The organism is Bradyrhizobium sp. SBR1B (genome assembly GCF_014198205.1).
Classification (GTDB): domain Bacteria; phylum Pseudomonadota; class Alphaproteobacteria; order Rhizobiales; family Xanthobacteraceae; genus Bradyrhizobium.
Genome location: NZ_JACIHC010000030.1, coordinates 1 through 13735 on the forward strand (window position 1 = coordinate 1; position 13735 = coordinate 13735).

The 13735-nt window shown below is 64.0% G+C and carries 11 protein-coding genes; 1 reads left to right on the forward strand and 10 read right to left on the reverse strand.

All coding sequences use genetic code 11. The features are described 5' to 3' along the window. Positions 1–181: 181 nt before the first annotated feature. From GGD61_RS37410 to GGD61_RS37425, 4 genes are all read right to left on the reverse strand, one after another. Complete coding sequence (locus tag GGD61_RS37410; protein WP_092251470.1) at positions 182–778, reverse strand: glutathione S-transferase family protein; 597 nt, start codon at positions 776–778, stop codon at positions 182–184. Positions 779–912: 134 nt separating this feature from the next. Next, complete coding sequence (locus GGD61_RS37415) at positions 913–1842, reverse strand: hypothetical protein (RefSeq protein ID WP_244550559.1); 930 nt, start codon at positions 1840–1842, stop codon at positions 913–915. After that, positions 1824–2279, reverse strand: coding sequence for a GNAT family N-acetyltransferase (locus GGD61_RS37420; RefSeq protein WP_092251472.1), 456 nt, complete (start codon positions 2277–2279; stop codon positions 1824–1826). Before GGD61_RS37420 ends, GGD61_RS37415 begins: the two co-directional genes overlap by 19 nt. 7 nt (positions 2280–2286) lie before the next feature. Further along, positions 2287–3213, reverse strand: coding sequence for a hydrogen peroxide-inducible genes activator (locus GGD61_RS37425; protein WP_183232235.1), 927 nt, complete (start codon positions 3211–3213; stop codon positions 2287–2289). 114 nt (positions 3214–3327) lie between these two features. Between GGD61_RS37425 and katG the strand changes: the two genes are divergently transcribed. Beyond that, on the forward strand, positions 3328–5493 hold the full coding sequence (katG, locus tag GGD61_RS37430) for a catalase/peroxidase HPI (RefSeq protein WP_177236843.1): 2166 nt from the start codon (positions 3328–3330) through the stop codon (positions 5491–5493). Between the two features lie 225 nt (positions 5494–5718). Here katG and pnp read toward each other — a convergent pair whose 3' ends face one another. The 6 genes from pnp to GGD61_RS37460 all read right to left on the reverse strand — a co-directional run bounded on the left by pnp (position 5719) and on the right by GGD61_RS37460 (position 13726). After that, positions 5719–7881, reverse strand: coding sequence for a polyribonucleotide nucleotidyltransferase (pnp, locus tag GGD61_RS37435; RefSeq protein ID WP_018319413.1), 2163 nt, complete (start codon positions 7879–7881; stop codon positions 5719–5721). A gap of 376 nt (positions 7882–8257) precedes the next feature. Beyond that, positions 8258–8527 carry a 30S ribosomal protein S15 gene (gene rpsO, locus GGD61_RS37440; protein WP_008131787.1) on the reverse strand — a complete coding sequence of 90 codons (270 nt, stop codon included), beginning with the start codon at positions 8525–8527 and terminating at the stop codon, positions 8258–8260. 2 nt (positions 8528–8529) lie between these two features. Continuing rightward, the gene (gene truB, locus GGD61_RS37445; protein WP_177236844.1) at positions 8530–9666 is read right to left on the reverse strand and encodes a tRNA pseudouridine(55) synthase TruB; all 1137 of its coding nucleotides are present in this window, start codon (positions 9664–9666) and stop codon (positions 8530–8532) included. After that, complete coding sequence (gene rbfA / locus GGD61_RS37450; RefSeq protein WP_092251476.1) at positions 9663–10109, reverse strand: 30S ribosome-binding factor RbfA; 447 nt, start codon at positions 10107–10109, stop codon at positions 9663–9665. Before rbfA ends, truB begins: the two co-directional genes overlap by 4 nt. Positions 10110–10264: 155 nt before the next feature. Then, positions 10265–12973 (reverse strand): translation initiation factor IF-2, encoded by a 2709-nt coding sequence (gene infB, locus GGD61_RS37455; RefSeq protein WP_092251478.1) that lies wholly within the window; start codon positions 12971–12973, stop codon positions 10265–10267. Between the two features lie 69 nt (positions 12974–13042). After that, the gene (locus GGD61_RS37460; RefSeq protein WP_018319417.1) at positions 13043–13726 is read right to left on the reverse strand and encodes an RNA-binding protein; all 684 of its coding nucleotides are present in this window, start codon (positions 13724–13726) and stop codon (positions 13043–13045) included. Positions 13727–13735: the final 9 nt, after the last annotated feature.

Genomic DNA, 13735 nt, shown 5'->3' on the forward strand with positions numbered 1-13735 from the left:
CGGCCTGTCGCGGGGTGCAAACCGCGGCAGGCCATTCCTCATGGAACAGGTCAAAGATAAACGATCGCGCTATTACAAGGGTGGGCAAAGGCGCGCAAGCGACGTGCCCACGATCTCTCAGCGGTCGCCATAGATAGAAGACGTGGGCACGCTACGCTGTGCCCACCCTACGATAGTTCGGCTAACCCGCCGCGATCTTCTCCGCGCGCTGGAACGCGGGCCGAGCCATGCAGCGCGCGATATAGGCATCGAAGGCGGGGCGCGACGGCACCATCTTGAACAGGCGCACCGCGTAATTCAGGCCCGAGCCGATCGTGATGTCGGCGGCCGAAAACTCCTCGCCGAGAATCCACGGCCCCTTGGCAAGCGCAGCCTCCAGCACGTCGAACACCTGCGTCGCGCTGCCCCAGGCGGCGGTCGAGGTCGGGATCTCGATCTTGGTGAAGATCTGGATGATGGCGGGCTCGATGCAGCCCGGCGAGAAGAACAGCCATTGCAGATAGCGGGCGCGGCGCGGATCGGTTACGGCAGGCGCAAGCTTCGTCTCGGGATAGCGGTCGGCAATGTAGGCGCAGATTGCGGCGGCTTCGCCGAGCGCGGCGTCGCCGTCGCTGAGCGCGGGAACCTTGCCCATCGGATTGATCTTCAGATAGTCCGGTGCCTTCTGGGCGCCGGTCGAGATGTCAGTCAGCACGCGTTCATAGGCGAGGCCGCTCTCTTCCATCAGCCAGAGCGTCGTGAACGAACGCGAGCGGGGTGACCAATAGAGCTTGATCATGGCGCGGAACCTTCCATCTGCGTGAGGCGGGCGAGGCTATTCATCGCGTGTCTGCTTCGAAATCGCAACGCACTACGGTTGGTCTGATGCAGCGTTCGGTGGTCAACATCTTGGTCGACGCGAATGAGTGCGTGTCAGTCTTGCTTCAGATAGCCGGGAAGCCCCCGATCGAGCCTGTCGGTGATGAGCGCCCGCGTTCTCTCGCGCAGGATCGCGCTGCTCGAAGCGGTCGCGGGCGGGTTGGGGAACTGGTCATTGTCGAGCTTGTTAAGCGGGTCTTCGGTCAGTCGCATACTTGCGGCGAAGTTCGCGCCGAAATTTACAAAGGGGCGCTTGATCTCCTCGTAGCTCCGGCCGTCGATCAGGTTGATCGAGATGTTCGCGAACAAATGCGAATGCCGGATCAGATTTCCGAGCCCTTGATTGAATGTGCCGATGCCGTTCAACATCATGCGGCTGCCCGGCAATTCTCCCTTGTACGTCGTCGCAACCAGATAGCGATCGCAGCTCACGTTCGGCGTGATGCCACGCACGATCGCTGGCAGGCGTTCGTTGGGATCGGGAATGAATCGCGATTTCGGATGATAGAACGGTTCGAAGGCACCCTTGGGGTAGGCGATCCTGCGAACACCGGGATCGCCGCCTGTTGCCGCTTTCACGCGCGCAAATACGAGATCGTCGAGACCCCAGTCGATAGGAACTTCGGCCTCCTCGTTCTCGAAGATGGTCAGCCCGAATTTCTGGACGGAGTAGCGCTCCCCGATCACGGAGATTACGCCGAGCTTGCAGGGGCCGACGTCCACCGCTTGCGGCTTGTTCGCTGCCGGCTGCTTGGACTTCGGCGCAGCCTTTTTCGCAACAGGCTTGGCTGTTGCCGGGGGTGTGGCAGTTGGTGGAGCGGAGGGAGATTGGGCCCATCCGGTCGATGCACAAAGCGACGCGAACAGGGCGGCGACGGCGAGATTGCGTAACATGAATCGGTAGCGGAAGTTGCTGAGATGTAATCCGCAAACTAGAGCGTGCGGGGCGCCTCCGCAAGCAGAACCTATGACGTCTTCTGCCACCGGTAATATTTCATCATGAACCCGTTCGACGGCTCGATCTCCTCTTTCTCGAACACAAAACCTTCGCGCTCGTACCAGCGCCAGGCTTTTTCGTTCTCGCGGACGCAGCGCAGATGCATCTCATCCGGCATTTGCGTGCGGGTGAAGGCGAGCAGCTTTCGCCCGAGCGACTGCCCCTGATAAGCGGGTCCAACGAAAAGCATATCCAGATAGAGTTTTGGCACATGCAGCGCCAGCATGGCGGCGATCGTGCCGCGATCATCGGCGACGAACAGGCTCCAGCCGTTCTCGATCTCGCGTCGGATGCGGGCGCGGAGATTGGCGAGCAGAAAGTCGCTGGCCTCGCCGAGCCCGGTCGAGACCCAGCTCTCCATCCAGACGCGGCCGACCTCGTCATATTCGTCGGCGCAGGCGAGGCGGATGATCGGTTGCGACATTGGAGCCTCAGGCTCGCTGGCTGCGTACAGGTGGGCGTGCGCGCACCTTGCCGGCCGACAGGCACACCACTTCGGAGATTTGCAGCAGTTGCCGCGCCAGCGGGCTGGTCTTGCGCCAGACCATGCCGATGGTGCGGGATGGCTGCGGATCGCGGAAGCGCGCGAGCGAGACCGAGGCCGATCGTGTCTCCACCGGCACCGCCATCTCCGGGATCAATGTGACCCCGATGCCGGCGCTGACCATCTGGACCAGCGTCGACAGCGAATTGGCATCCAGCATCTCGCGCGGCGGCGCCGACTGCATGTTGCAAAACGACAGCGCCTGATCGCGGAAGCAGTGTCCCTCTTCGAGCAGCAACAGCCGCATCTCGCGCATCATCTCGCGCGACGGCGCCGGGGTCCCTTCATCCGCGCTCGGCCGGACCAGCAGGAATTTCTCCTCGAACAGGGCGACCTCGGTGAGCGAAGGCTCGGACACCGGCAGCGCCACGATGGCGGTGTCGAGCCGCCCTTCCACCAGCTCCTGGATCAATCGCGGCGTCATGGTCTCGCGCACACGGATGTCGAGCTCCGGATGCATGTGCGTGAGATTCTTGGTGATGGTGGGCAGCAGATACGGCGCGATCGTCGGGATCATGCCGATGCGCAGGCGGCCGGCGAAGCGGTCCTGCGAGGCGCGGGCGAAATCGCCGAGCTCATCGACCGAGCGCAAAATGTCGCGGACGCGTTGCGCGAGCTCCTCGCCGAACCGCGTCAACGCCACCTGCCGGGCGCTGCGCTCCAGCAGCAGGCCGCCGAGCGTCTCCTCCAACTCCTTGATCTGCATCGACAAGGCCGGTTGCGAGATGGAGCAGGACTCGGCCGCGCGGCCGAAATGGCCGTGACGCGCCAGAGCGTCGAAATACCGGAGCTGGCGCAGCGTCAGGTTTATCATCAGAAAATCCTATCGCAGCGATCATTAAAGTCAACTTTACCTGATAGGACGCGACGCTTAGAGTGGTTCTACCTGGTCAAAGGCGCGAGTTCGACGCCACCAGAGGAGGTATTCATGGACGACACTTCGAAGTGCCCGTTTTCGGGTGGAAAACGCGTGCCAGCGAACCGCGATTGGTGGCCAACTCAGCTCAGCATCGAGATGCTGCACAAGAATTCCGGCCTATCCGATCCGATGGGCGACGAATTCGACTATGCCAAGGAATTCAAGACGCTCGACCTTAAGGCGGTGGTCAAGGACCTGACCGCGCTGATGACGGACTCGCAGGAGTGGTGGCCCGCCGATTTCGGTCACTATGGCGGTCTCATGATCCGCATGGCTTGGCACAGCGCAGGCACCTACCGCATCACCGACGGCCGTGGCGGCGCCGGTGCCGGCCAGCAGCGTTTCGCGCCGCTCAACAGCTGGCCCGACAACGCCAACCTCGACAAGGCGCGCCGGCTGCTGTGGCCGATCAAGCAGAAATACGGCCGCAAGCTCTCCTGGGCCGACCTGATGGTTCTCGCCGGCAACGTCGCGCTGGAATCGATGGGCTTCAAGACCTTCGGCTTTGCCGGCGGCCGCGCCGACGTCTGGGAGCCGGAAGAGCTCTATTGGGGTCCCGAGGGCACGTGGCTTGGTGATGAGCGCTACAGCGGCGAACGCCAGCTCGCCGAGCCGCTCGGCGCGGTGCAGATGGGCCTCATCTACGTCAATCCGGAAGGCCCGAACGGCAAGCCGGATCCGGTCGCTGCGGCCAAGGACATCCGCGAGACCTTCGCCCGCATGGCGATGAACGACGAAGAGACCGTTGCACTGATCGCCGGCGGCCATTCCTTCGGCAAGACACACGGCGCCGGCGATCCTTCGCTGGTCGGTCCGGAGCCGGAAGCGGGCGCGCTCGAGGATCAAGGCCTCGGCTGGAAGAGCAAGCACGCTTCGGGCCTCGCCGGTGATTCCATCACCAGCGGTCTCGAAGTGACCTGGACGGCGACGCCGACCAAGTGGAGCAACAACTTCTTCGAGAACCTCTTCAACTTCGAATGGGAGCTGACGAAGAGCCCGGGCGGTGCGAACCAGTGGACGGCCAAGGGCGCCGACGCGATCATTCCCGACGCCTTCGACAAGTCGAAGAAGCATCGGCCGACCATGCTGACCACCGACCTCTCGCTGCGCTTCGATCCGGCCTACGAGAAGATCTCGCGTCGCTTCCTGGAGAACCCGGATCAGTTCGCGGACGCCTTTGCCCGCGCCTGGTTCAAGCTCACCCATCGCGACATGGGGCCGATCCAGCGCTATCTCGGCCCGCTGGTGCCGAAGGAGACGCTGATCTGGCAGGATCCGATTCCGGCCGTGAATCACGAGCTGGCCAGCGAGCAGGACATCGCTGCGCTGAAGACCAAGATCCTGGCGTCGGGTCTGTCGGTCTCCGAGCTGGTCTCGACCGCCTGGGCGTCGGCCTCGACGTTCCGCGGCTCGGACAAGCGCGGCGGTGCCAACGGAGCGCGCATCCGCCTTGCCCCGCAGAAGGATTGGGAGGTGAACCAGCCGGCTCAGCTCTCCAACGTTCTCGGCAAGCTCGAAGCGATCCAGAAGGACTTCAACGCGTCTTCAGGCGCGAAGAAGGTCTCGCTCGCGGACCTCATCGTGCTCGGCGGTACCGCCGCGGTCGAGAAGGCCGCCAAGGATGCCGGCGTCGACGTGAAGGTCGGCTTCACGCCGGGCCGCATGGATGCCTCGCAGGAGCAGACCGATGCTGAGTCCTTCGCGCCGCTCGAGCCGCGGGCCGATGGCTTCCGCAACTATGTCGGCAAGAAGCATCAGTTCCTGCAGCAGGAAGAAGCCCTCGTCGATCGCGCCCAGCTGCTCAGGCTCACCGGTCCGGAAATGACGGTCCTGCTCGGTGGTCTGCGCGTGCTCGGCGCCAACGCGAACGGTTCAAAGCATGGCGTTCTCACTTCGAAGGTGGGCACGCTCAGCAACGACTTCTTCGTCAATCTGCTCGACATGAGTGCGCAGTGGACGCCGGCGGCCGACGGCAGCTACGAGGCCCGCGACCGCAAGACCAACGCGGTGAAGTGGACTGGCACGCGCGTCGATCTGATCTTCGGTGCGCACTCCCAGCTCCGCGCCTTCGCCGAGGTCTATGCCACCTCGGACTCCAAGGAGAAGTTCGTAAAGGACTTCGCCAAGGCCTGGACCAAGGTGATGAACCTCGACCGCTACGACATCGTGGGCTGAGGTCGGCTGATCTCACCTCGGGCTCGGTGCAACCTCTCCCGCTTGCGGGGGAGGTCGCGCCGAAGGCGCGGGTGGGGGCTCTCTCGTCGTTGGGAGTCTCTTTGCGGAAGCACCCCACCCCAACCCTCCCCCGCAAGCGGGAGAGGGGCGCATCTCGCCCGGAGCGGCACAAACAAAAAGGGCGGCCTTTCGGCCGCCCTTTCGTTTTCTGCAGTGTAGGGAGGCTTACTCGCCGGCTGCTTCGCGCGGGGCCTTCTCGCCCTCGCCGCCCTTGTCCTTGCCCTCGAGGTCTTCGCCGGTGGTCTGATCGACCACCTTCATCGACAGGCGGGTCTTGCCGCGATCGTCGAAGCCGAGCAGCTTGACCTTGACCTTGTCGCCTTCCTTGACGACGTCGGAGGTCTTCTGCACGCGGGCCGACGCGAGCTGGCTGATGTGGACGAGACCGTCCTTGGAGCCGAAGAAGTTCACGAAGGCGCCGAACTCCATCACCTTGACGACAGTGCCGTCATAGATCTGGCCGACTTCCGGATCGGAGGCGATCGACTTGATCCACTTGATCGCAGCCTTCATGGCCTCGCCGTCGCTAGAGGCGACCTTCACGGTGCCGTCGTCCTCGATGTTGACCTTGGCGCCGGTCTTCTCGACGATCTCGCGGATCACCTTGCCGCCGGTGCCGATCACTTCGCGGATCTTGTCGGTGGCGATCTTGAAGGTCTCGATGCGCGGCGCGTATTCGCCGAGCTCGGCACGGGCGTTGGTGAGCGCCTTGGCCATCTCGCCGAGGATGTGGATACGTCCATCCTTGGCCTGGGCGAGCGCGACCTTCATGATCTCTTCGGTGATGCCCTCGATCTTGATGTCCATCTGGAGCGAGGTGATGCCTTGCTCGGTACCGGCGACCTTGAAGTCCATGTCGCCGAGATGGTCCTCGTCACCGAGGATGTCCGAGAGAACCGCGAAGCGCTTGTCTTCGAGGATCAGGCCCATCGCGATGCCCGCGGTCGGCCGCTTCAACGGCACGCCGGCATCCATCAGCGCGAGCGAAGCGCCGCAGACCGAAGCCATCGAGGACGAGCCGTTCGACTCGGTGATCTCCGACACCACGCGCGTGGTGTAGGGGAATTCGTGGTGCGGCGGCAGCACCGGGTGGATCGCGCGCCAGGCCAGCTTGCCGTGGCCGATCTCGCGACGCTTGGTGCCGCCGAGGCGACCGGTCTCACCGACCGAGTAGGGAGGGAAGTTGTAGTGCAGCAGGAACGTCTCTTTGTACGTTCCCGACAGCGCGTCGATGTACTGCTCGTCCTCGCCGGTGCCGAGCGTGGTCACGACCATCGCCTGGGTCTCGCCGCGGGTGAACAGCGCCGAACCGTGAGCGCGGGGCAGCACGCCGACTTCGGCGACGATATTGCGCACGGTCTTGCTGTCGCGACCGTCGATGCGCTTGCCGGTGTCGAGGATGTTCCAGCGAACGATCTTGGCTTCGAGCTCCTTGAACACGCCGGCGATGCGCAGCTTGTCGTATTTCGGCTCCTGCCCTTCCGGGAAGTAGTGGGCGATCACCTTTTCCTTGACCTTGCCGACCGCAGCGTAGCGATCCTGCTTGACCGGAATGGCGTAGGCGGCGCGCAGCTCCTGCTCGACCAGGCCGAGCATTTCCTTCTCGAGCGCCGAATTGTCGATGACGGTGACTTCGCGCGGCTCCTTGGCCGCCTTCTCGGCGAGCTCGATGATCGCGTTGATCACCGGCTGGAAGTGGCGGTGACCGAACATCACGGCGCCGAGCATGATGTCTTCGTTCAGTTCCTTGGCTTCCGATTCCACCATCAGCACCGCGTCGGCGGTGCCGGCGACGACGAGGTCGAGCTGGGTGTCGACCATCTCGTCGAGCGTCGGGTTGAGGATGAATTCGTCATTGGCGAAGCCGACGCGAGCGGCGCCGATCGGGCCCTTGAAGGGCGCGCCGGACAGGGTCAGCGCAGCGGACGAAGCCACCAGCGCGACGATGTCAGGGTCGTTTTCCATGTCGTGCGACAGCACGGTGGCGATCACCTGGGTCTCGTTGCGCCAGCCGTCGACGAACAGCGGACGGATCGGACGGTCGATCAGGCGGGAGACCAGCGTCTCCTTCTCGGTCGGACGGCCCTCGCGCTTGAAATAGCCGCCGGGAATGCGGCCCGCAGCGTAGGTCTTCTCCTGGTAGTCGACGGTCAGAGGCAGGAAGTCGACGCCTTCGCGCGGCGCCTTCGCCGCGACGACGGTGGCGAGCACCACGGTCTCGCCATAGGTGGCGACGACGGCGCCGTCGGCCTGACGGGCGATCTTGCCGGTTTCCAGCTTGAGAGTGCGTCCACCCCAGTCGATCTCGACCGAATGCTTATTGAACATAGATGTCTTCTTTCATGGGTTCTCGAAAGAAGGACGGCTCGAAAAACAAAAACCATGCGCAAGATTGCGGGGCGCTGATCGAAGCGGGTGATCAGCGTCCTGCGATCCTGCCATGGTTTTTAGATTTCGGATGGCGTCCATCCTTTCGGGTCATACGGGCGCCTTGCCCGTTGTGCCCAGCCGCCGGATTGCTGCTGGACTGTCAGTCGGCACGAATGCGAACACCGAACCGCGGTCTTCGCTGATCGTGCCCCGGATGCGAATCATCAACGATCCGTCTCCGACGTGCGCGCAACCTCGATCAAAAAGCTAAAAATAAGCGCTTTCGTTCGAAACCACGTGCGAAAACGCGCGCCGTTGGCGCGCGCAAGAACTCTTAACGGCGAATGTTGTGCTTCTCGAGCAGCGCCTTGTAACGCGCCTCGTCCCGCTTCTTGAGGTAGTCGAGCAGCGAGCGGCGGGTCGAAACCAGCTTCAAGAGGCCGCGACGCGAATGGTTGTCCTTCACGTGGGTCTTGAAATGGTTGGTGAGGTTGTTGATGCGTTCCGACAGGATCGCGACCTGAACCTCGGGCGAGCCGGTGTCGCCGGCCTTGTTGGCATTCGTCTTGATGACTTCCGCTTTGCGTTCTGCGGCAATCGACATCGTCAATTTCTCTCGTTGCGACCGGGGCTGGCAGTCAGGCCGGTCAGGTTGAACACACGCTTGGGGATGATTTCGCCATTGCCGACTTCAGCAAGCGCGAGAAGACGGCCTGCCACCGTGACATAGACTGTGCCGCTACAAGTGGGCGCATCCCGTCCGCGCAACAAAACGGCCTGGCCCCGATGGAGCCTTGCCGCATCAGCCCGTGTGACGGCCAGTGCCGGGATGTCGTCCAGCGCGGTCTCAACGGGCATAAGCGCGTCGGCGAGGCTACCCTCGCCGGACGCGGCTCTATCGCACAAAGCCTCCAGCCGATCCAGCGGAATCATGTCGTTTTCGCCAAATGGGCCGACCAGGGTCCGCCTGAGCGCGCAGATATGGCCGAAAGTGCCGAGAATCCGGCCCATATCGCGGGCCAGTGCCCGGACATAGGTGCCCTTGCCGCATTCGGCCTCGAATACGGCCCGATCTCTATCCGGTTGATCCACAAGGGTTAATTGATGAATCTCGACCGGGCGGGGGGCCAGCTCCACGACCTCGCCGTCGCGGGCGAGGTCGTAGGCGCGCTCGCCCTGGACCTTGATCGCGGAATAACGCGGCGGGATCTGCTCGATCACCCCGGTGAAGCGGGGCAACAGGGCCAGGATGGCCTCGCGGGTCGGACGCTGGTCGGAGGTCGCGGTCACCCGGCCCTCGATGTCGTCGGTGTCGCGCTCCTCGCCCCAGCACACCGTGAACTGGTAGCGCTTGCGGCCGTCCATGACGAAGGGAACGGTCTTGGTGGCTTCCCCGAGCGCGATCGGCAGCCCGCCCGAGGCGAGCGGATCGAGCGTGCCGGCGTGTCCGGCGCGCTTGGCGTTGAACAGGCGCTTGAGCACCGCGACCGCCTGCGTCGAGGTCATGCCGATCGGCTTGTCGAGCACGACCCAGCCATGGACGTCGCGCCGGTCGCGGCGAACCTGGTTGCCCTTCTGCTTGGCATTGGCACGCGGATCGTTGTTGACGCGGCGCGGCTCCTGATGCGGCTGGGAATTGCCGCCCAGGCCCGCAAAATTGTCGTCCGCAAAATTATTTTTCTGCACGTCGCGCTGATCGGCCTGTTCGCCGCTGATCGTGTCGTGAGCCGGGTCCATCGTCATCGTTCTTCTTCCCGATCCGTCTCCGGATCCTGTTCCAAATCCTGTTCGAGGTCCTTCTGAACCGCAGGTGTTCGCAAAAGCTTCTCGATCCGTTCCGCTTCGTCGAATCGTTCGTCGACGCGGAAACGAAGATCAGGTGCAAATTTCAGGTTAACGCGCCGCGCGACCTCGCCGCGCAGAAACTTCTTGTTGCGTTCGAGCGCAGCAATGACGACCGCGGTGTCGTGGCCACCGAGCGGCATCACATAGACTGTCGCGAGCTTCAGGTCGGGCGACATCCGCACCTCCGGCACGGTGATGATGTGACCTTCGAGATCCGCATCATGCACATTGCCTTGCGCCAGAATATCGGCCATCGCGTGGCGAACCTGCTCGCCGACGCGCAACTGACGTTGCGAGCCTCCGCCGGATGCGGAATTTTTTTTCTGATGATGGCGTGGCATTCTCGAAAATCACCTCGTCATGCCCGCGTTTGGGACACGAGCATTGTCATTTGTCCTGTTGAAACGAATGCGGTGCGATGGCCGGAATAAATCCGGCCATCGCACTCCCGCAATTTCAGCTCAAAAAGATCCAGTCGCTTCGGTAAGATTTGGACTTACAGGGAGCGCTGGATCGTCTCCACGCGATAACACTCGATGACATCGCCTGCGCGCATGTCGTGGTAGTTCTCGAAGGCCATGCCGCATTCCTGACCGGACTGGACTTCCTTCACTTCGTCCTTGAAGCGCTTCAGCGTCGATAGCTTGCCTTCGTGCACGACGACGTTGTCGCGGATCAGGCGCACATTGGCGCCGCGTTCCACGGTGCCATCGGTGACGCGGCAGCCGGCGACCTTGCCGACCTTGGAGATGTTGAAGATCTCCAGGATGGAGGCATTGCCGAGCATGGTTTCGCGCAAGGTCGGCGCGAGCAGGCCGCTCATCGCCTTCTTCACGTCGTCCACGAGGTCGTAGATGATGTTGTAGTAGCGGATCTCGATGCCGTTGCGCTTGGCGGCCGCAGCGGCCTCCTTGTTGGCACGAACCGAGAAGCCGATGATCGCGGCGTTGAAGCCTTCGGCCAGCGTCACGTCGGATTCCGAGATGCCGCCGACGCCGGCATGCAGGATGCGGGCTGCGACTTCGTCGGTGCCGAGCTTCTCCAGCGAGCCGAGGATCGCTTCCAGCGAGCCCTGCACGTCGGCCTTGATGATCAGCGGGAATTCCTTGCGGCCCGCGGTCTTCAATTGCGACATCATCTGCTCGAGCGAGCCGCGCATGCCGGAGATCGAGGCAGCCGCGTTCTCGCGCTTCTGGTGCGCACGGTAGCTGGTGACCTGGCGGGCGCGGGCTTCGTTCTCGACCACGGCGAGACGATCGCCGGCTTCCGGCGGACCGTTGAAGCCGAGCACTTCGACCGGCACCGAGGGACCTGCTTCCTGCACGGTCTCGCCCTGATCCGAGATCAGCGCGCGGACGCGGCCCATCTCGGCGCCTGCGACGATGATGTCGCCGACCCGGAGTGTGCCGCGCTGGACCAGCACGGTCGCGACCGGACCGCGGCCGCGGTCGAGCTTGGCCTCGATCACGGTGCCCTCGGCCGGCCGTTCCGAATTGGTCTTGAGGTCGAGGATGTCGGCCTGGAGCGCGATCATCTCGAGCAGCTTGTCGAGATTGGTCTTGTTCTTGGCGGACACTTCGACGTCGACGACTTCGCCGCCGAAGGATTCCACCTGCACCTCGTGCTGGAGCAGCTCGGTGCGCACGCGCTCGGGCTTGGCATCGGGCTTGTCGATCTTGTTGATGGCAACGATGATCGGCACCCGCGCCGCCTTGGCGTGGTTGATGGCTTCGATCGTCTGCGGCATGACGCCGTCATCGGCCGCAACCACCAGCACGACGATGTCGGTCACCTTGGCGCCGCGGGCGCGCATCGCGGTGAACGCAGCGTGGCCGGGCGTGTCGATGAAGGTGATCTTCTTGCCGCTTTCGGGCGACAGCACCTGATAGGCGCCGATATGCTGGGTGATGCCGCCGGCTTCGCCGGAGACGACGTTGGCATGACGGAGCGCGTCGAGCAGCGAGGTCTTGCCGTGGTCGACGTGACCCATGACGGTCACCACGGGCGAACGGGTCTCGGTGTCGGTCGAATCGTCGATGGCGTCGAACAGACCCTCTTCAACGTCGGACGCAGCAACGCGCTTGACGGTGTGGCCGAGCTCTTCGGCAATGAGCTGCGCGGTGTCGGCGTCGATCACGTCGGTGATCTTGTGCATCGCGCCCTGCTTCATCAGCATGCGGATGACGTCGACCGCGCGCTCGGCCATGCGGTTGGCGAGTTCCTGGATTGTGATCGCTTCCGGAATGACCACCTCGCGGATGAGCTTTTCCTTCGGCTCGTTCGAGGCGTGGCCCTTCAGGCGCTGGGTACGCCGGCGGAACGAGGCGATCGAACGCTCGCGGACTTCGTCGGCATTGAGCGCGGTGACCACGGTCAGGCGGCCGCGCTCCTTCTGCGGGCCGGGCTTGTGGGTGGGTTTGGGGGCTACCACGGGACGCGCGGCGCCGCCGGGACCGCGGCGGATCTGGCGCGGACCATCGTCCTCGTCCGGGCCGGCAGCAACCGCGGGAGCGCGGCCCAACGGGCCACCTGCCGGTCTCGCTGTGGTCGTTCCCGGGCGCGCGGTCGATGTTCCCGGGCGTGCCGTGGTGGTACCAGGGCGCGCTGCGGGGGCGCCGGGGCGCGGCGCCGGAGCGGCCGGGGCGGCGGCTGCGGGGCGCGGCGCGGATGCCGGCTGCTCGCCTTCGCCAAAACGCTTCTTGGCCTCGGTCTCTGCCTTGCGCTTGGCTTCGTCCTCGTGACGGTGACGCTCTTCCTCGGCCTTGCGGCGGGATTCGGCAGCTTCGCGCTCGACGCGTTCAGCGGCTTCGCGAACAGCGCGGCGCTGGGCCTCTTCCTCGGCCTGGCGGCGCTCTTCGACTTCGCGCACCTTGGCATCGGCCAGCGCGCTGGCGCGGGCGGAACGTTCGTCCTCGGTCAGCGTACGCAGCACCACGCCGGATCCGGCGTTGCGCGGCGGCGCGGGGCGCGACGGAGCGGGCGTCGGAGTTGGCGCGGCCGGCGCCGGCTTCGCGACGACCGTGGGAGCCTGCGGTTCGGCACTGCCGTCGATGCGGCGCTTGCCGCGCTTCTCGACCACGACCTGCTTGCTGCGGCCATGGCTGAAGCTCTGGCGGACAGTGCCCGTTTCGACGCGCGGCTTGAGCGATAGCGTCTTGCTCGGAACGCTCAGCTTCTTGTCGTCAGGGGTCTTGGTATCAACCATTCAGCAGTCCTAATCCTGATTTATCAGTGTTGTGCGTTGCCGCACCGTCCTATCGGGTCGTCGTATCTCTCAGAAATCCTGGCCGGGCTTTTCGGCAGTCTTGTCAGCGTCCGCCATCCGGTATCGGACCAGCATCTGGCTACGTGACAGGAATGACTTGCTCGCCGGGCCCGCGAGCAGGGCAGCATGTATCACATTTGACCGGGTCAGTGCCAAATCCAATTCTAACGATTTCAACGCGGTGACGACGGGAATCTGCGGCTTGGCGCCGCGATTTCCGGCATTTTGACGCGCCAGCATGTCCAATTTGCGGATTCCGTCCGCGGCCCCGTCGCTGGCGTGGATCAGGACCCCGGCCGTGCCTTCCCGAAGGGCGCTTTCGACCTTGCCGAAGCCGGCCACGACCTGACCCGCTTTGGCGGCGATCCCAAGGGCTTCCGTCACGCTCCGAACCAGGAGCGCCTCGATATCGGCAGGAAGCGTCTGAGGGATGCGCAGCTCGCGCTTGAAGGCCTTGCTAAATTGGTGACGCCGGACGGCTTCCGCAACCACCCCGCGTGAGGCGGTGAGCCACATGCCGCGTCCGGGCAGCTTGCGCTTGAGATCTGGAACTACGTCGCCTTGCGGCGAAATGACGAAGCGGATCAGCTCGTCGATCGGGCGGACCTGCCGACTGACCGCGCACATCCGCATGGTCGCGGACCTTTCGGTCCGCGGGCCATGGTCGAGTTCGGGATCAGTATCGGTGAGCATCCGGGCGAC